At 62.9% G+C, this 16,667-nt stretch carries 18 protein-coding genes; 8 read left to right on the top strand and 10 right to left on the bottom strand.

The features are described from left to right. Positions 1-7 precede the first annotated feature (7 nt). The 6 genes from M3G19_RS06895 to lspA all read right to left on the bottom strand — a co-directional run bounded on the left by M3G19_RS06895 (position 8) and on the right by lspA (position 5,650). The gene (locus M3G19_RS06895) at positions 8-1,300 is read right to left on the bottom strand and encodes an ABC transporter permease (protein ID WP_259901883.1); all 1,293 of its coding nucleotides are present in this window, start codon (positions 1,298-1,300) and stop codon (positions 8-10) included. Positions 1,301-1,303: 3 nt separating this feature from the next. Next, entirely contained in the window at positions 1,304-2,017 is a 714-nt protein-coding gene (locus M3G19_RS06890; RefSeq protein WP_296148214.1) for an ABC transporter ATP-binding protein, read from the bottom strand. Between the two features lie 51 nt (positions 2,018-2,068). Further along, positions 2,069-3,592 (bottom strand): efflux RND transporter periplasmic adaptor subunit, encoded by a 1,524-nt coding sequence (locus M3G19_RS06885; protein ID WP_259901882.1) that lies wholly within the window; start codon positions 3,590-3,592, stop codon positions 2,069-2,071. Positions 3,593-3,669: 77 nt separating this feature from the next. Continuing rightward, a complete protein-coding gene (locus M3G19_RS06880) occupies positions 3,670-4,203 on the bottom strand; it encodes a hypothetical protein (RefSeq protein WP_259901881.1) in 534 nt (177 codons plus the stop codon). Next, entirely contained in the window at positions 4,200-5,114 is a 915-nt protein-coding gene (locus tag M3G19_RS06875) for an RluA family pseudouridine synthase (protein ID WP_259901880.1), read from the bottom strand. Before M3G19_RS06875 ends, M3G19_RS06880 begins: the two co-directional genes overlap by 4 nt. After that, positions 5,111-5,650: a signal peptidase II gene (gene lspA, locus M3G19_RS06870; protein WP_210571643.1), complete on the bottom strand. Its 540-nt coding sequence runs from the start codon at positions 5,648-5,650 to the stop codon at positions 5,111-5,113. Before lspA ends, M3G19_RS06875 begins: the two co-directional genes overlap by 4 nt. Positions 5,651-5,694: 44 nt before the next feature. Between lspA and M3G19_RS06865 the strand changes: the two genes are divergently transcribed. Beyond that, positions 5,695-6,576 carry a DUF6263 family protein gene (locus M3G19_RS06865; protein ID WP_259901879.1) on the top strand — a complete coding sequence of 294 codons (882 nt, stop codon included), beginning with the start codon at positions 5,695-5,697 and terminating at the stop codon, positions 6,574-6,576. 6 nt (positions 6,577-6,582) lie between these two features. Continuing rightward, positions 6,583-8,253: an ABC-F family ATP-binding cassette domain-containing protein gene (locus tag M3G19_RS06860; protein WP_259901878.1), complete on the top strand. Its 1,671-nt coding sequence runs from the start codon at positions 6,583-6,585 to the stop codon at positions 8,251-8,253. Between the two features lie 25 nt (positions 8,254-8,278). Here M3G19_RS06860 and M3G19_RS06855 read toward each other — a convergent pair whose 3' ends face one another. Beyond that, entirely contained in the window at positions 8,279-9,016 is a 738-nt protein-coding gene (locus M3G19_RS06855) for a hypothetical protein (RefSeq protein ID WP_259901877.1), read from the bottom strand. Between the two features lie 86 nt (positions 9,017-9,102). On the opposite strand from M3G19_RS06855, the gene M3G19_RS06850 reads away from it, so the two are divergent. Further along, on the top strand, positions 9,103-10,086 hold the full coding sequence (locus tag M3G19_RS06850) for an asparaginase (RefSeq protein WP_259901876.1): 984 nt from the start codon (positions 9,103-9,105) through the stop codon (positions 10,084-10,086). On the opposite strand, the gene M3G19_RS06845 is transcribed toward M3G19_RS06850, so the two are convergent. Both M3G19_RS06845 and M3G19_RS06840 read right to left on the bottom strand, forming a co-directional pair. Continuing rightward, entirely contained in the window at positions 10,046-10,987 is a 942-nt protein-coding gene (locus M3G19_RS06845; protein WP_259901875.1) for a trypsin-like serine protease, read from the bottom strand. The genes M3G19_RS06850 and M3G19_RS06845 overlap by 41 nt on opposite strands. Positions 10,988-11,006: 19 nt before the next feature. Next, positions 11,007-11,906: a DUF418 domain-containing protein gene (locus M3G19_RS06840; RefSeq protein WP_259901874.1), complete on the bottom strand. Its 900-nt coding sequence runs from the start codon at positions 11,904-11,906 to the stop codon at positions 11,007-11,009. 51 nt (positions 11,907-11,957) lie between these two features. On the opposite strand from M3G19_RS06840, the gene M3G19_RS06835 reads away from it, so the two are divergent. Together M3G19_RS06835 and M3G19_RS06830 are read left to right on the top strand one after the other, a co-directional pair. Then, the gene (locus tag M3G19_RS06835; RefSeq protein ID WP_259901873.1) at positions 11,958-12,647 is read left to right on the top strand and encodes a response regulator transcription factor; all 690 of its coding nucleotides are present in this window, start codon (positions 11,958-11,960) and stop codon (positions 12,645-12,647) included. After that, positions 12,644-13,753, top strand: a complete 1,110-nt coding sequence (locus M3G19_RS06830; RefSeq protein WP_259901871.1) for a HAMP domain-containing sensor histidine kinase — start codon at positions 12,644-12,646, stop codon at positions 13,751-13,753. The genes M3G19_RS06835 and M3G19_RS06830 overlap by 4 nt, the downstream gene beginning before the upstream one ends. On the opposite strand, the gene M3G19_RS06825 is transcribed toward M3G19_RS06830, so the two are convergent. Next, positions 13,683-15,077 carry a DNA polymerase IV gene (locus tag M3G19_RS06825; RefSeq protein WP_259901869.1) on the bottom strand — a complete coding sequence of 465 codons (1,395 nt, stop codon included), beginning with the start codon at positions 15,075-15,077 and terminating at the stop codon, positions 13,683-13,685. The genes M3G19_RS06830 and M3G19_RS06825 overlap by 71 nt on opposite strands. A 95-nt stretch (positions 15,078-15,172) precedes the next feature. Between M3G19_RS06825 and M3G19_RS06820 the strand changes: the two genes are divergently transcribed. The 3 genes from M3G19_RS06820 (at position 15,173) to M3G19_RS06810 (ending at position 16,428) form a co-directional block, all read left to right on the top strand. After that, positions 15,173-15,427 (top strand): type II toxin-antitoxin system Phd/YefM family antitoxin, encoded by a 255-nt coding sequence (locus M3G19_RS06820; protein ID WP_259901865.1) that lies wholly within the window; start codon positions 15,173-15,175, stop codon positions 15,425-15,427. Then, entirely contained in the window at positions 15,390-15,815 is a 426-nt protein-coding gene (locus M3G19_RS06815) for a type II toxin-antitoxin system VapC family toxin (RefSeq protein ID WP_259901863.1), read from the top strand. Before M3G19_RS06820 ends, M3G19_RS06815 begins: the two co-directional genes overlap by 38 nt. A 61-nt stretch (positions 15,816-15,876) precedes the next feature. Beyond that, positions 15,877-16,428, top strand: coding sequence for a hypothetical protein (locus M3G19_RS06810; protein WP_259901862.1), 552 nt, complete (start codon positions 15,877-15,879; stop codon positions 16,426-16,428). Positions 16,429-16,667: the final 239 nt, after the last annotated feature.

Here is a 16,667-nt window from a genome sequence, read left to right as displayed (position 1 = left end):
CGGTAGTTTACTCGTAGCGCAAAGCGTCGATCGGCTGCATCTTGGCGGCCCTGTTCGCTGGGTACGCGCCGAAGAAAACGCCGATCGCCATGGAGAAGATCAACGAGGCGAGGACAGCGCTGATCGGAGGCCACGCCATTGGTCCGTATTCGCCACCGCCGAACATGCCGATAAAGCCGCTGGCGACCGAACCGATGAGACCACCCAAAACAATGCCGATGATGCCGCCGAGGAGGCAGACCATGACTGCCTCAACGATGAACTGGGTGCGGATATCACGGCGGGTCGCGCCGAGCGCCTTACGCACACCGATTTCGCGGGTGCGCTCGGTGACGGTGATGAGCATGACGTTCATGACACCGATGCCACCGACGAGCAGGGAGATACCGGCAATGGAGGCGATCACAGCACTGATGGCACCGAAGATCTTGGTGAAGGACGCGAGCTCCGCCTGCATGTCGATGACTTCGGCCTGGGCTGTATCGCTCTTGGAGTACCACCGGTCGACATACTTCTGCAGTTCGTCGCGGAACTCTGCCGGATCTTCCTCACCTTTAGCCTGCACGTTGAACATTTCGGTGCTCGTGATCGGCTCCGCGATACGGTCGACGGAGCTCAGTGGCACGAAGGCTTGGCCAGCAGCCGAATCCTGGCCGAAGTTGCTGGCGTCTTGCGCCTCCGCCTCGGCGACACCGACAATGGTGTACACACCAGTCGATTCCGCGCTCAGATCGATGCGCTTTCCGAGGGCGGCGGCACCGTCGCCGCCGAAGAAGGCGTCGACAAGCTCCTGTGAGACGACCGCGACCGGGCGCTGACTGTCGATGTCCCGCTGCTCGATTGCGCGCCCGTAAGCGATCTTCACGTTGCGCACTTCCATGGACTCGCCGAGAACTGGGTGCACCTGGACCGAGGCATCCTCACCCTCGAATTTGGCATCGCCGCCGAAGCTGTTCTGGATGTCCACGCCAACGATGCGGTCGCCGAAGTGGTCCTTGAGTTCGTCCAGCTGCTCGAGCGTGACTTTGTCCGCTTCGTCGACGACAGGCGCGTTGAAGCCTCCCGTTTCTTCTTCACCGTCAGCGCTCTCCTGAGGTTTCTCGGTGATGAACACCGCTTGCTGCGATGCGCCAATGTCCTCGAGGCCTCTGGTCACACTGTTTTGCAAGCCGCGGCCGAGCGTCATGATGATCACCACGGCCATGATGCCGATGATGATGCCCAGCAGGGTGAGGATTGAACGCATCTTGTTCGTCCGCAGACTGCCGAGCGCGAGGTTGACTGATTCACGGAATTCCATGGTTTAGACCGCCCCTCCCGAACGCACGTCCACGACGCGGCCGTCCTTCATTTCGACAATCCGGCTGGTTTCTTGCGCCAGCTCCGGGTTGTGGGTGATGAAGACGATCGCCTTGCCGTATTCCTGGTTGAGCTGGTGGAACAGATCCATCACCATGCGCCCGGTTTCGGAGTCAAGCGCGCCGGTCGGTTCGTCGGCAAGCAGCAAATCCGGATCGTTGGCGAGGCTGCGCGCGATAGCCACGCGCTGCTTCTGGCCACCGGACAGCTCGTTGGGTGCGTGCTTGATGCGATCGCCCATGCCCACGAGTTCAAGCAATTCCGCAGCGCGCTCCTCGCGCTCCCGCTTGCCCACACCCGCGTACATCATCGGCATGGCTACGTTCTGCAGCGCGTTGATGCGGCCGACGAGGTTGAAGTTCTGGAAAATGAAACCGATATTTTCCGAACGGTACGAGGCGAGCTCGTTATCCACTTTCTGGAAAATGTCCTCGCCGTTGAACGCGTACCCGCCGTGCGTCGGCTTGTCCAGCATGCCGATCAAGTTCATCAATGTGGACTTGCCGCAGCCGGACGGACCGACGATGGAAACGAATTCGCCGTGGTCGGTGTCGAAGTCGATGCCGTGCAGGACGGTCAGCTCGGTGTCTTTGCCTTTGTTGTAGGTCTTGACGATCCCTCGCATGAAGATCAGCTTGTCGGGGTCGATTTTGACCATGGCCGGCTGTTCGCCGCCGTTGATGGCAGTGCTCACAGGGCTACTCTCCCCCTACTTGTCCGATTTGTCGGACTTCTCGTCCTGATCAGCCTTGTCGTCCTTTTCACCATTGCCGGACGATGCGGGGCCGAAATTCTCGTCGTTGATGCTGAGGGTCTCGCCCACGCGGCCGCGGAAATCATCCGGCCACGCGATGACGATATCGCCTTCTTTGAGATCACCGCTGGTAACCGCGATGTCGGTGTCGTTCTTCACGCCCGTTTTCACGGTGCGTTCTTCGATCGTTCCCTCGGCCGCATCCTTGTTGGCGCGGTTGAGCACCAGCACCTTGTTCTCGTCGTAGACAGCATCTCGCGGGATGCTCAGGTGGTCGCGGTCTTCCTCGGTGATGATTTCTACGCGGGCGGAACCGCCCAAGCGGAGGCCCTTGGTGTCACCGGTGACCTCGATCTCCACCGGGAAGCTGATGCCGGTGTCCTTCTTGCTGCTCTGGCCACCACCGCCCTGGCCGCCCTGCATGGCGCGTGCGGCTGCCGCAGCACCACCGTCTTCGCCGCCGTCGGCCATCGGTGCGACGCGGCGCACCTTGCCTTCGAATTCACGGTCGCCCGTGACCGGGGTGGTGAAGGTGACGCGGTTGCCTTCCTTCACATTTGCGATGTCGGACTCGCGAACAGTGGCCTTGATCAGGTAGCGCGACGTGTCCGCAATGGTCATGAGCGCGCCGCCAGCCGGGGAGCCTTCCTCAGCCTCGATCTTGGTCACGACACCGTTGATCGGCGAAGTGACTTCACGCTCCTGAACCTGGTGCTCGAGCATGCTGGTGTCAGCGCCACCGCCGCCCGGCATGTCTCCGCCCTGCGCCATCGCTTCCTGCTGGGCGAGCGCCTGCTGCTGGGCCATGGCTTCCTCTTCAGACATGCCCTCCTGACCCGGCATTGCGGCACCGCCACCCATCTGGGCCTGCTGCTGAAGTGCGTCCTGCGCTTCCTGTGCGCCCTGGGCACGGCCTTGCTCGTGGGCTTCGTTCAACGCCTTTTCGATCTGCTCGCGGGACGGCCCCTTCTCTTCCGGAGCCGGTGCCGGCTGGGGTGCCGGGGCGGGGCCGGGAAGAACCTGCTTGATGCAGTCGTCGATTGTCTTGCGCGCGTCATCGACCATCCGCTTCACGTTGTTCGACGCCGCGGTCATCTCGACGGGTTCCCCGCCGGCCTGGCCTTGGCTCGTCAGCTGCTCGTTCGCCTGACGCTGGGCGTCGATCTCGCGCTCGATCGAGGAGGTGTCCATGGTGACCAGGAGCTGTCCCTGCTTCACCTTGTCGCCGACGCCGACGTGAATCTTCTCCACCGGAACCTGCAGCGTGGTGGAGATGCCAGCCTGACGGATCGGGGCGATCGAACCGTCGACGATGATGCTGTTAACCACTTCTTCCTTGGCCACGACATCGTATTCGCCAGCGCCGAGGGAGGCTCCATCTTCCTTGTCACCGCCGTCTCCGCCCAGACCGCACGCCGTTGCGAAGAACAGGGTCGAAGCGATAGCGAGCGATGCCCCGGTTTTACGGATAGCTGACACGTCTCATCTCCTCGTTTAAGGATCGAAAATTAACCTTCAATGACCTTACACGTTCGGAAGGCCTCACCGATAGGCGCTTAACGAGCCTGAATATTCACTGAACGTACCCCGAAAGCACCCCACACGGCATCGGACGGAAGCGCCTCTACTGCGGCGACCTTCCCGTCATCGGCGATGTCGCGCAACACGTCTCCGGTATCGCGGACAACCGCACCGGCCAGTTCCCCGTCTGTGGCGATCCGGAAGATCTCAGTTCTGTCCCGCCCGTCCTTCGGCTCGCCGACGGGCTGAAGCGGAGCATTGGGCGGAATCACGGCGTCGACTCTTCCCACGGGTTCGAGCACCGCGGACGCCTGCTCCGCAGAAGCATCAGCAGCGAAGGTCACGAGCGCGAAGACTGGCTCATCATCCGGTGCCTCAGCCAGCGAGTGGTCTGCACGTTCGACGTACTCTGCGAAAGTCTCGCCGTTGTCCTGCCCCAACGTGTCGCCCAGCGGGACCGATTCGAAGCGCGTGCGGGTGCCCAGCGCGGAGATGAGTGCCACGAGCACTCCGACGGCAACAGCGCCGAGGATTAAGGCTGCGCCCGCCGCGAATTCACGCCGGTTCATGCGCGCAGCTTTTCGACGGCCCGTTGGAGATCCTCCGGGTACGGCGACGTCACGTCCATCCATTTGCCCGTACCCGGGTGTGTGAAACCAAGCCCGGTGGCGTGCAGCCACTGGCGTTTGAGTTCCAGCCGTTTGGTCAGGTTCGGATCGGATCCGTACATCGGGTCCCCGACACACGGGTGGCCGACCGAAGACATATGCACGCGGATCTGGTGGGTGCGGCCGGTTTCCAGGTGAACCTCGAGCAGACTCGCTTCACGGAACGCCTCGATCACCTCGTAGTGCGTGACCGACGGCCGGCCGTCCTGCGTCACCGCGAATTTCCACCCGGAGGATGGATGGCGCCCGATCGGCGCATCGATGGTGCCCACGATCGGATCGGGCAAACCTTGAACCACCGCGTGATATGTCTTTTCCACGGTGCGTTCTTTGAAGGCCCGCTTGAGCACTGAGTAGCCGGGGATCGAATTGGCCACGACCATCACGCCGGAGGTGCCCACATCGAGGCGCTGGACGATGCCTTTGCGCTCGGGTGGACCTGCGTCAGGTAGCTGGAAGCCCATGGCCACTAAGCCGCCGACGACGGTCGGGCCGTCCCAACCGAGCGTCGGGTGCGCGGCCACGCCGACGGGCTTGTCCACGACGATGACATCCTCGTCGTCGTAGAGAATCTCCAACCCCTCCACCGGTTCGTCCTTCGGCATGGGCACTGTCTTGGGTTCCGGCAGGGTCACTTCGAGGGTCTGCCCGGGGGTGAGGCGGGTGGATTTAGGGACCACGGTGCCGTCGATAAGCACATCGAGATCCGCCGCAACCGAGCGTGACACGCCGAAGACCTTGGCCACGGCGGCGTCGACGCGCATGCCGTCGAGCCCCTCCGGAACCGTGATCGACCTGTAACCGCTGGTCATGACTCGTCCTTCTCGGCCGTGGCCTCTTCATCCTTGGCGAAAAACAGGGCGAGAATGAACACGGCAACCCCGATGTTGATGGCGGTGTCCGCGAGATTGAACACGGCGAAATCGCCGACGGAAATGTAGTCCACGACGTGGCCGAACCAGAATCCCGGCGGGCGGAACAGGCGGTCGATGAGGTTGCCCAGCGCACCGCCGGCAATGAGCGCGATGCCGAGTACCTCCCAGCGGTTGTGGAGGCGGTGCGCGAACACGAGCGCACCGATGACGAAGGCGAGCTGAATCGCGGTGATCAGCCAGGTGAGGTCCTGCCCCATGGAAAACGCGGCACCGGAGTTGAATAACAGCAGCCAGCGGAACCAGTCCCCGATCACCGCGACGGGCTCACCGGGGGTCAGGGTTGTGACCATGATCTGTTTGACCACCTGGTCCACGAGCCCCACGGCGACCATGATGCCGGCGACCATTGCCACGGTCCGGCGGCGAGTGGTTCCGCGGGCGCTGTTGGGCTTCTGCGAAGTAGAGGTGCTCATCGTCGCCTTACTGTAGTCGGTTACGTGTGCGGTAGGTTCATTGTGTGAGCTTTAGGTTTCTCCCAGCAATCATGATCGCGGGCGCGCTCGGCGCTACCGCGGTGCTTTCCGCGTGCTCGTCGCAGGATGCCGACCCGTTCGCGGAGGTCCCCGCATTCGACGTCGACCCGGCCCGTGTCACGCTCATCGACGCCGGCGAGGGAGACAAGCAGGTGCTCGCCTATTCCACCGAGGGCGCGGAGCAGACCACGGGCATCGAGGTGGCCAGCGGGATTTACCAGGGCCGCGTGGCCACGGACAAGGTCGATCCAGACGCGCCGGAGCCCACCGCCACTGACGCGCAGACGCTGCAGATCGAGGCCACCAGCACCGGGGAGACCACCGACGTGACCGCCGAGGGTTTCAGCATGCGCTGGTCCGCCGACCCGACCGGGCAGATCAACGACGTGAAGCTGCTCCCGGAAGAAGGAAGCAGCGACGAGGACCGCGAACGCCTCGAGCGCGGTTTGCTCCAGCTTCTGTCGACAATGCCGGTCTTCCCCCGCGAGGAAGTCGGCGAAGGCGCATCGTGGACGGCGGAAGCGCGCACGACCGGGCAGACGTCCATGCAGCGCACGACCACCTACACGGTGACGAAGATCGAGGGGTCCACGGTCACGCTCGACCTCGATATTTCGGAGGAGCTGACACAAAGCCCCTCTAGCATCGGGCCCAACCCCGATGGGATTGAAGACGATCGCGATACGGTAAAGCTCGAAACAGAAAGCACGAGCACGACATCGCAAGCGGAAATCACGGTCGACCTGACGAAACCGATTCCCGTGGCCGGACAGAATGCCGCGACGACACGGCTGGTTTATGCCGGCGACGAACAAGACTTCAAGGTGGTCCAGGACATCACCACCGCAACACGATACGGAAAATAAGCCATCATGCCTGCCCCGCTTCACATCGGACTCGACGGAATCTCGTTCACGTACCCCGACGGGCACCGCGTGCTCACCGACATCTCTTTCGCGGTCCCGTCCGGCTCGGTCACAGGACTCATCGGGGAGAATGGCGCGGGCAAGTCAACGCTCCTCGGCATCATCTCCGGCGACCTCACCCCCACTGCGGGCACGTTGGTCACCCCGCCGGTCACGGGCTTCATCGCCCAGGAGACATCACTGCCGTTCACGGAGCCCGCGAGCATGCTTATCGACGGCGCCGTGGAGGAGCTCCGCGGCGTTGAGCGTGCCATTGCAGATCTCTCCGGCGCGATGACGGAGGACCCGGAAAACACACGCTTAGCAGATGAATTCGATCTCGCCCTGGCCAGGGCTGAGAATTCCGGCGTATGGGAGCTCGACGCCCGTATCGCCACCGTCTTGGCAGGTCTCGGCCTGGCCAATGTGGATCTGTCCACTCCGCTAGGCGAGATGTCCGGCGGGCAGCGCCGCCGTTTCGCTCTGGCCACTCTCCTGCTGCGCCCAGTGGACGCGATGGTGCTCGACGAGCCGACGAACCACCTCGACGATGAAGCCGTGGACTTTCTCGTCGGCGAGCTCGAGTCTTTTTCCGGCCCAGTGCTCGCCGCCTCGCACGACCGTTATTTCCTCGACGCGGTGTGCGATGCGCTCGTCGACCTCGACCCGGGTCTCGGTGCGGAGGGCGGTATGGGCGAGGAAACCCGCCAGGGTGCGCGTTTCAGCGGTTCCTTCAGCGATTATTTGAAGGCACGCGAGCAGCGCCGTCAGCGCTGGGCCACCGACTATGCCGCCCAGGAACACGAACGCGAGCGACTGGAAAAAGCCGCTGAGCAGTCGGCGGAGGACATCTTCCATTCGCAGGAATCGAAATCCGAGGTCCGCAAAGCCGCGAAGTTCTATGCCGACCGCGCCGCCAAGACCGTGGGCAACCGTCGCCGCGCCGCCGAGAACCGCCTGGAGCAACTGGAGCGGTACCAGATCCCTGCTCCCCCGAAGCCGTTGCGTTTCACCGGCATCCCGGAACACACCGCGACCTCCCTCGGCGTGCCCGCCGTCGTCGCAAACGAACTCGCGGTCCCTGACCGGCTCGCACCGCTGAACCTCAAAGTCCAGCCCGGCGCACAGCTCCTTGTCGAGGGCCCGAACGGCTCTGGCAAATCGACCCTGCTGAAGATTCTGGACGGCGAGCTCACTGACTATTCCGGCGAGCTCGTCATGCCGGAGGAAATGAGCGTTGCCCGCCTGGAACAGGACGATTCATGGACGGACCTCTCTGTCACCGGTGCCGATATCGTGCCGGGAATCGTCGACATGGGGCTCATGACATCGGCGCAGGCCGCAATGCCGCTGAAGGACCTCTCGCTCGGCCAGCGCCGCCGCGTCTCTTTGGGCAAGATCTTGTGCTCTCCGCCGGATTTGTTGCTTCTCGACGAGCCCACCAACCACCTCTCCCTCGCCTTGGCCGAGGAGCTCGAGGCCGCCCTGGTGGATTTCCCCGGCACCGTGATCATCACCAGCCACGACCGGTGGATCCGTCGCCGTTGGCGCCAGCGCATCGCCCAGAAAGACGGACGCGCCACACTTCTCACCCTGTCCACGCTGTGGACGGAAGAAGTGTGGCGCGAAGAGAACTGAAATAGGTCGTCTTGACCTATTCGTCTTACAGCGCCGGGGCCGGGGCCGCCGGTGCCTGAGCACCACCCTGCGCCGGTGCTTCCGGTGCTGCCGGTGCTGCCGGTGCGCCCGCGCCACCCTGTGCTGGTGCCTGAGCGCCACCCTGCGCCGGGGCCTGAGCGCCGCCCTGAGCCGGTGCTTCCGGTGCTGCCGGTGCGCCCGGGCCGCCCTGCGCCGGTGCCTGAGCATCCTGGCCTGCCTGGGCGTTACACATCGCCGGGACCTGCTCCGGAGTCACCGTGTTGGTGATCAGGGTGCAGGCCCAGGACTGGGACAGCTTCCACGTGTCATCTTCGAAGATGAAGGAGACGTTCTCAGCCACAGACGGGCCCTGGTCCGGCTGCGTGAAGTTCACGGCGGCGAGGACCTCGTTCGGGGTGTAGCCCGGCAGGATCGGTTCGACAACCTGGAAGTCCGCGCCGGACTCCTTCTTCGCCTGCGTCATGACGTCGAAGAGCTCACGGGCGTTCTCGCCACCCTGAACCGTCTTCACGCGCTCTTCCATCGGCAGTTCCGGGTTGGTGGCACGCGCGAGCACCTCGTTGAGCTGCTCAGCCGTCGGCTTCTCAGCAGCCGGGGCGGCCTGCTGCGAAGCTGTGTTGGTCTCGGTGGCCGTGTCCGAGTCGGTTCCGGTCTCGTCGTTCGAGCACGCCGCGAGGGTCATTGCAGCGCCGAACGCAGCCGCGATGGCGGCGAATTTCCGTGCGGTGGTCGGTGCGTTCATTTATCTCTCCTTGAATTCCGTTAACTGGCCTAACGTTACCGGTGCCAGTTGGTTTAGGACTAATCGGCGCGCCTAATCTGAAGTTCATGAATGCGTTAGAAATCGCTGTGGTCGCCACTGGAGGAACCATCGCCTGTGAGGCAGACGAGACCGGCGCGCTCGTGCCCCGCCGCACTGCCGCAGAGCTGATCGAATCCGCCGGTATCACTGCGCCGTGCCGTCCAGTCGACGTCCGCGCCCTGGATTCGTCGTCGATGACTCTGGCGGATGTCGATGCCCTCGTCGCCACCGTTCACGAGCAACTCGCCGATCCGTCCGTCGCCGGAGTCGTGGTCACCCACGGCACCGATTCGATGGCGGAGACCGCTTTTGCGCTCGATCTATTCCACACGAACCCGGCTAAGCCGGTCGTGGTCACGGGTGCGCAGCGCGCCGCCGATGCCGACACCCCCGACGGCCCCGGCAACCTGCGTGCTGCCGCGGATTACATTTCTGAATTTGTCTCAGGCGAAGCCACTGACCGCCGCCGCGCTTCGGGTGTCGTCGTGGCATTCGGCGGCAACATCACCCCGGCGCGGGGCTTAGTCAAGGCGGACACGCACGCCTTAGATGCCTTCCGCCCCACCACCGGATCGATCGGCGACGCGAATCCGCCTCGCCCCGCCCCGATCCACCCTGTGCGGCTTGCCGGAATGAAAATCCCGATCGTGGCCGGTTGGGCCGGCGCCGACGGGGACATCGTCGACGCGGTGATCGGGATGGCCCCCGACGGCATCGTGGTCGAGGGCATGGGCTCCGGCAATGTCTCGGAGCAGATGGGCCAGGCGCTGCACCGTGCACTGGACGCCGGGATTCCAGTGGTGGTCACCACCGTCGTGCCGCACGGCAAGGTGGAATTCGCCTATGGCGGTGCCGGCGGCGGCGCAACGCTCGGGGACCGCGGTGCGATTCCAGCCGGGTGGTTGCGCGCCGGTCAGGCACGTATCGCCCTCGCCGCGGCGCTATCGGCAGGTATTGATCCGCGCACGCTTATCGACGGCTCAGGCGCCACACCACCGCACCAGCGATGATGACGACGCTGCCCAGGATGATCCACAGGCTCACCGGCATCTGACGGGCACCGTCATCAGCCGTCGTCATGGTGTCAGCACCGGAAACAGCCTCAGATCCTGCTTCTTCGCCGGATGCTGCTTCTTCGCCAGCTGCTGCAGCCTCTCCAGATCCTGCTTCTTCACCGGCAACGGTCTTTTCGATCCACTCCGCCTGGTCCGCTACCGGGGACACGGCCACCTTCGGGTTGCTCATCAGGTCTTCTTCGGACGGGTTGTCTGGGTCGTCGAAAAGCCCGGCAGACATCACAGCTGCGACCTTCCCGTCGGCGAAGATCGGGCCGCCCGAGTCTCCGCCTTGGATGCGCGCGCCGTTTTTCAGCGAGACCACGGCGGCCGACGGGGCGTCGAAAAGCGCGGGTGCTTCATCGCCGGCCGCGGTATCGGCATCGCCCTTTGCGACGGGCAGGGTCTTCGAACCGCCGGCGCCTTCCGAGGACCAGCCGTACACCGTGACCTCACCGTTTTTCAGTTCGTCATGGGAGACCTCAGCGAAGTGCTCGAGCTGCATCGGCTCCTCGGTGTGCACCAGGCCGATATCGCCGCGGGGTGCCTTCTCCCAGCGATCGACTTTGTACATGCGCTGCTGGTCGCCCTCCCCGGTGCGGACAGTGCCGCCGGGTTTGTTGAACATCTCCATGCAGTGGCGCGCGGTGACCACCCAGTGCGGGGCGATCGCGGTGCCGGTGCAGCTGCCGTCATCCGGCTCGTTGTCTTCCATGCGCAGCGAGACGACAGTGCCGGCTTCCGGGGTCGAACCAGCCATGTCTTTGCTGTCCAGTGCCCACGCAGGTGTCGGCGACACCAGCACAGCAGTCAGTGCGAGTGCGGCAATACGACTATGAGTACGAGTGAGTTTCATGATTCTCCTTCAAAGAGTTCTACGAGGTTGATGCCAGCTTTGGCACCAGAGCTGTGATTCGGTCGATGCACCAGCGCATCGCCCCTTCCATCGGTCCGCGGCGGAAGAAGGCCGACCACGCGACGGCGAAGACAGCGGCGATGATGACGCTGACGGTGAAGCTCAGCCACTGGGCGCTGAGCATGTGCAGGCAGTAGATGGTGAGCGACATCGAACCGAGCGGCTGCATCACCCACGACCGCGGGACAAAACTGCACAGGCCGAGCACGGCGAGCGACATGCCGACCGAACCGGCAATGTCCAGCAGCCCGCCGGTGTGCCCGTTCGGCTCCAGCCATGCGGACGGCACGATGAAGTTCAGTCGCACGACCACCACGAGCGCGGCGATAACGGCGCCAGCCACAGCTGCGACAACAGTGGCGGTGCGGGACGGCAAAACACGTTCTTCGGCGACCATTCCCGCGGTCATCAACGACGCCCACATCACCAGCGGATACGGCGGGCCGAACAGCGACCACGGTTCGAGACCGAACTGGTAGATCAGCCCCGAGGCCACCGACAGCGCCACGCACAGCGCGATTTTCGCGCGCACGTCCCAGCCAGTGATCCACCCGAGCGCGATCATGGACATGCCAATGGGAAGCAGGACGACGGTGATCTCGCCCGCAAACGGCACGAGCGCAAAGTGCAGCGCGACAAGCAGCACCCCGCGAACGGTGAACTGCAGCGGCCCAGCGGAATGCGCCATGAGCTTCATGGACACCCCCGCCAGGAAGGCGAACAGCGCCGCGGGAAAGCCGTACAGCAACTGACCGGTGATCCCGAGGGTGTTCGCGCCCGTCGTCGTCAAGTGCGCGGCCATCATCGCGATGAGCGCGACCGCGCGGCACACATCGATTCCTACAATCCGTTTTGGCATGCTTCGCACGCTATTCAGGGCGATGTTGCGAGAGCGTTAAGATCACAAAACATGACCGCGCGCGTACTCATCGTCGAAGACGAGACCTTCCTCGCCGACGCTATAATGACCGCGTTGAGCAGGGAGAATTTCGACGCTTCCGCGCTTTACGACGGCACACAAGCCCTGACCCACCTCACCTCCCACGCCCCAGATGTGGATGTCGTGGTCCTCGATCGCGACCTGCCCGGCGTGCACGGCGATGAGATCTGCGCCCGGATCGTCGTTGACTACCCGCATATCCGGGTGCTCATGCTCACCGCCGCCGGAACATTGGACGACCGCTTGAGCGGTTTCGAGCTCGGCGCCGATGACTACCTGCCCAAGCCTTTCGAGCTGCCCGAACTCATCGCCCGCGTGACCGCACTGTCGCGCCGTTCCTCCCCGCAGCGCAATTCAGTGCTGGTGTGCGGGGACGTGCGTCTCGATGAGACCCGCAAGCGCGTCATGCGCGCCGGTAACGAGATCAACCTGTCCCCCAAAGAATTCGCCGTCCTCAAAGTCCTCATGGAGGCCGGCGGCGCGGTGCTCTCGGCCGAAGAGCTGCTCGAGGAAGCGTGGGACGCCAATGCCGATCCGTTCACCAATTCACCGCGCGTGACCATTTCGTATCTGCGGCGCAAGCTCGGCGAACCATGGATCATTCACACTCTGCCTGGCGAAGGGTATTTCGCCGCCGACCCCGCAGAGATGGACTCATGAAAAAAGCGTTGAGCCTGCGCGCCCGCATCACTTTGCTATTCGTTCTCACCGTCGCCGGTGTCGGCGGCATTCTCATCGCGGTGATGTACGCCTATCTGAAGCTCACTCCGGTGCCGTTCGAAGCAGTCTTCCCCGACGATGCGGCGATCAGCGGTGCCGTTCCTGTCACAGACGACATCTTGAAGGTCGTGCTCACGGTGTCACTGACCACGCTGGCCGTTCTCACCGTGTTGGCTGGCGCGATCGGCTGGTTCGTCGCTGGCTGGGCGATCACTCCCCTGACCGGTATCGCACAATCTGCACGTCAGGTCACCGCCGGGAACTTGGACCAGCGCACAGGCTACGCCGGCGCTAACGACGAGGTCGGCGACCTTGCCAACGCTCTCGACACCATGCTGGATTCACTCGCCGCTTCCATTGCCAGCCAGCAGCGTTTCTCCGCGAATGCGTCGCATGAGCTGAAAACACCCATCGCCACCATTCAGACCGTCGCCGACGTGGCGCTTGCCCCCGAAGCCGGCGAGGACGAGATGCGCGCGGCGCTCACCCAGATCCGCACCGTGAACGCACGCAGCTCCGCAACGGTCTCCGCTCTCCTCGACCTCGCGCGCGCCCAGACACCAAATGTGTCGGTCTTCGACCTCGCCGATGCGCTGCCCGTCTCCGCAATCACCTCCGCGACCGACACAGAAAGCTCTCACGGCGATGCATCGGTCACCGTCGCCGGCGACCCAGTTCTCATTCGCCAAGCCGTGGACAACCTGCTGCGCAATGCGCACGCCCACGGGACGGAGGGAACGACACAGCTGAGTCTGTTCACCGACGCGCATACCGCGGTCATCGAAGTGTCTAACGGCGGGCCCGAATTCAGCGCGGAGCAGTTGAACCAGCTCAAAGAACCTTTCGCCCGCGGCGCGAACCGAGTAGCCGGGCCCGGTCACGGTCTCGGACTCGCGCTTGTGGACGCCATTGCCACCTCCCACCACGGCCACCTCGATCTCACCCCGCGTCGCGGCGGAGGTGTCATCGCCCGTCTCAGCCTTCCGCGTTCGGCTCACCCGGCGCCGGAGCATCGTCCATCTGGGCCGGAGCATCCTCAGTCGTAGCCAGCCAGTCCTCCCATGCCAACGACGCGACAGGGTCGGCGGGGCTCAACTCGGGATCGTCCGCGCGGAGGTTCTTCACCGGGCCAGGACCTGTCGCGCGGGTCTCGAACCGTACGGTGACGAACCCGTGACCCGCTCCTTGAATCCAGCCGTGGCCGAATTCGGAGTGGTGGACATCCTGCGTCGCCGCCCACGCGCGCGTGCCGGTGGGCATGACCGGAAGGATCTCCCCCGTCTGCGGCTCAGGCAAATTCGCCCGGTCAAGCTCCGGGAAGAGCACTTCTTGCATGACGGTCTCTAAACCGGAAAATCCCACACCGACGAGACGGATCGGTCCGAGCTCGTCTGGGTAGCGGGCGATGCGGAACGCCGCCGCTGTGAGCGTGTCTATGTCATCGGTGGCGTACGTCAAGGTGCTGGAACGCGATTCGATGTGGAAATCAGCCATCTTGAGTTTGACGGTGACGGTGCGGGCACCGCGGCCGTCGATAAGCAATCGCTTGTGCGCTCCTTCCGCCGCGCGCCTGATAGCGGCCTCGACTTCGCTCTTCGTTGTCAGGTCGCGCGGATAAGTATGTTCGGCGGAGATCTGCTTCGACTCCGCGCGCGGCGCGACTTCGCGATCGTCGATGCCGCGGGCCAGCGTCCACAGCTGCTTTGCCACGACCCCGCCCAGCGCTACTTCCACTTCACGCTCGCTCATGGCCGCGAAATCGCCGATGGTCTCCACCCCGATGCCGGTGAGCTTATTCGCGGTCACGGGCCCGACACCCCATAATTCGCCGACGGGCAGCGGGTGAAGGATCTCCGTCTGCTTCTCCCGCGGAATGATGAATGTGCCGTCCGGCTTTGCTAGACCGGACCCGATCTTCGCGTACTGCTTGCCTGTTCCCGCCCCGATGGAGCTGGGCAGGCCTGTCTCCCGGCGGATCTCCTCGCGAAGATTATCCGCCCAGTTTTTGACCTCGTCGGGGGACGCTCCCGCGAGTTCGCGCGGTTCGAGGAACGCCTCGTCGATGGAAAGCTGTTCCACGACATCCACTCTGCGCGCGATGATCCCGAAGACCCGCCGCGATGCCGTGGTGTACACCGGCCGACGCGGCGTGACCAGCACCGCTTTCGGCCCGACGAGTTGGACCGCGCGGTACGTCGGCATCGCCGAATGCGCTCCATATTTACGCGCTTCGTAGCTCGCTCCCGCGACCACTCCCCGCCCAGTCACCCCGGCGACCAGGACCGGCCGCCCCTGCAGCGTCGGACGGGTCAGCTGCTCGCAGGACGCGTAGAACGCGTCCATGTCGATGTGCAGCACCCAGCGATTCATAGCCACTCCAGCGTAGGCCGGAAGGCCCGGTGACCGCAGGTCAGGTTCCTGCTGCATCCTCGCTTGCACGTAGCTAGCAGTGCTACGCTAACGCCATGGCCGACATGATCAGCCAACGAGAGCTCCGCAATGACAGCGGTCGCATCATGCGTGAACTTGATGCGGGCCGCAACTTTGTCGTGACCAGGAATGCTCAACCCGTTGGTGAACTTCGGCCCTTGCGACGCCCTCGCTTTGCACGCAAAGAAGATCTCTTGGAAGCGTTCCGTAGTGCCCCGCAGGTAGATTTTCAGCGATTCCGCTCCGATGTAGATGCTTATCTCAATCAGGACATTGATCCGCGTGCATGAACGAGGTCTGCTAGACACGTCAGTTGTTCTGGATCTCACTGCCATTGATCCGAACCTCTTACCAAACGAATTCGCCATATCTAGCATCACAATGGCTGAGCTCCAGGCAGGTCCGGCCGCTACTGCCGACTGCGTTGAACAGGCCAAGAGGATCTCGCAGATTCAGCGCATCGAGTCTCTAGTCGACTGCATTCCCTTCGATACTCAGGCAGCTCGAGCGTACGGGCTCGTTTACGCTGCAGTCGTGCAGTCAGGGCGAACCCCACGGCGACGCATCGCCGACCTCTTGATCGCTAGCTCGGCAAACGCTGAAAACCTTCCACTTTTCACCCGAAATCCCGATGACTTCAAGGGCCTCGAAGAGCTGGTGCAGATCGTCGTAGTGTAGTGGGCTCGGCCCCAGTTTGCCCACGGTACAATTCACTCAACAAGTTGCCGAGGGGAACGAAATGGGACAGATAGAGTCTATTGACGATTTGAAAAGTGCACTGAAAGTCGACGACCTGCGCAAAATGAGTAGCGACAAGGTTCTTGATCTTGTCCAGATGATTCAAAATGATCAGATCAGTTCGGGAGTTCTATCAGCACTTCTCACAGTTGCGCCCGACACAGTGGCAAGACTCGCGCGAGCAATGGATGATTCGGTACAACAGGTAGTCACCAGTAACGAGAAAAGTTCTGGAGATCTCTACGCAAGCATTGATTTCACTAAGAAACTGCTTGCACAAATCGTCCAAGATCCCGAAAGCAGCCCGGAAGCCATTCAGGATGCGCTCGACCGCCTTGAGCGGTACGACAACAAATTACTCGAGCATGACATTAACAACAAGAGATTCAATCTAGAAGCTCTAAGGGCTCACAAAGAAGTGCTTGGTGCAGTGTTGGGATTTACTTCACTCGTCGGTGTAGCAGCAATAAGCCCTGAGGCCCGAAATACGCTCATTAAGAACGCTCCAAAAGCTCTCACAACAGCAGCAAAGTATCTTCTCCCAAAAGCATAGAATCGAGAAAATTCGAGAGCTAACTCAGTTCCTGAAGATGCTCTGAAGCACTTTGGAAGTGCTGCGGAGGATCTGAAGTCAGGGACAAGTAGTTGCCACGCTACGGGTACGAACGCGGTTGTTCCTCCAAATGTTTGGCGGAGTTGAGCAGAAGTGATCAGTGACTGGTAATCGCCTTTAAAAGATCCACTTTCCGGAAAATCACCTATTCCTAAACCCCTATTTTCAAGGTCACTGTC

The sequence above is a fragment of the Corynebacterium sp. p3-SID1194 genome (genome assembly GCF_025144155.1).
In the GTDB taxonomy this organism is placed as follows: domain Bacteria; phylum Actinomycetota; class Actinomycetes; order Mycobacteriales; family Mycobacteriaceae; genus Corynebacterium.
This window is presented reverse-complemented; position numbering and strand designations above follow the sequence as displayed.

What these genes read in the sequence shown, in the direction of transcription:
- M3G19_RS06810 (WP_259901862.1), top strand. Translation starts at nt 15,877, where the DNA reads ATGGGACAGATAGAGTCTATTGACGATTTGAAAAGTGCACTGAAAGTC.
- M3G19_RS06815 (WP_259901863.1), top strand. Translation starts at nt 15,390, where the DNA reads ATGCTTATCTCAATCAGGACATTGATCCGCGTGCATGAACGAGGTCTG.
- M3G19_RS06820 (WP_259901865.1), top strand. Translation starts at nt 15,173, where the DNA reads ATGGCCGACATGATCAGCCAACGAGAGCTCCGCAATGACAGCGGTCGC.
- M3G19_RS06825 (WP_259901869.1), bottom strand. Translation starts at nt 15,077, where the DNA reads ATGAATCGCTGGGTGCTGCACATCGACATGGACGCGTTCTACGCGTCC.
- M3G19_RS06855 (WP_259901877.1), bottom strand. Translation starts at nt 9,016, where the DNA reads ATGAACGCACCGACCACCGCACGGAAATTCGCCGCCATCGCGGCTGCG.
- lspA (WP_210571643.1), bottom strand. Translation starts at nt 5,650, where the DNA reads ATGAGCACCTCTACTTCGCAGAAGCCCAACAGCGCCCGCGGAACCACT.
- M3G19_RS06840 (WP_259901874.1), bottom strand. Translation starts at nt 11,906, where the DNA reads ATGCCAAAACGGATTGTAGGAATCGATGTGTGCCGCGCGGTCGCGCTC.
- M3G19_RS06890 (WP_296148214.1), bottom strand. Translation starts at nt 2,017, where the DNA reads ATGGTCAAAATCGACCCCGACAAGCTGATCTTCATGCGAGGGATCGTC.
- M3G19_RS06845 (WP_259901875.1), bottom strand. Translation starts at nt 10,987, where the DNA reads ATGAAACTCACTCGTACTCATAGTCGTATTGCCGCACTCGCACTGACT.
- M3G19_RS06875 (WP_259901880.1), bottom strand. Translation starts at nt 5,114, where the DNA reads ATGACCAGCGGTTACAGGTCGATCACGGTTCCGGAGGGGCTCGACGGC.
- M3G19_RS06880 (WP_259901881.1), bottom strand. Translation starts at nt 4,203, where the DNA reads ATGAACCGGCGTGAATTCGCGGCGGGCGCAGCCTTAATCCTCGGCGCT.
- M3G19_RS06850 (WP_259901876.1), top strand. Translation starts at nt 9,103, where the DNA reads ATGAATGCGTTAGAAATCGCTGTGGTCGCCACTGGAGGAACCATCGCC.
- M3G19_RS06860 (WP_259901878.1), top strand. Translation starts at nt 6,583, where the DNA reads ATGCCTGCCCCGCTTCACATCGGACTCGACGGAATCTCGTTCACGTAC.
- M3G19_RS06830 (WP_259901871.1), top strand. Translation starts at nt 12,644, where the DNA reads ATGAAAAAAGCGTTGAGCCTGCGCGCCCGCATCACTTTGCTATTCGTT.
- M3G19_RS06835 (WP_259901873.1), top strand. Translation starts at nt 11,958, where the DNA reads ATGACCGCGCGCGTACTCATCGTCGAAGACGAGACCTTCCTCGCCGAC.
- M3G19_RS06895 (WP_259901883.1), bottom strand. Translation starts at nt 1,300, where the DNA reads ATGGAATTCCGTGAATCAGTCAACCTCGCGCTCGGCAGTCTGCGGACG.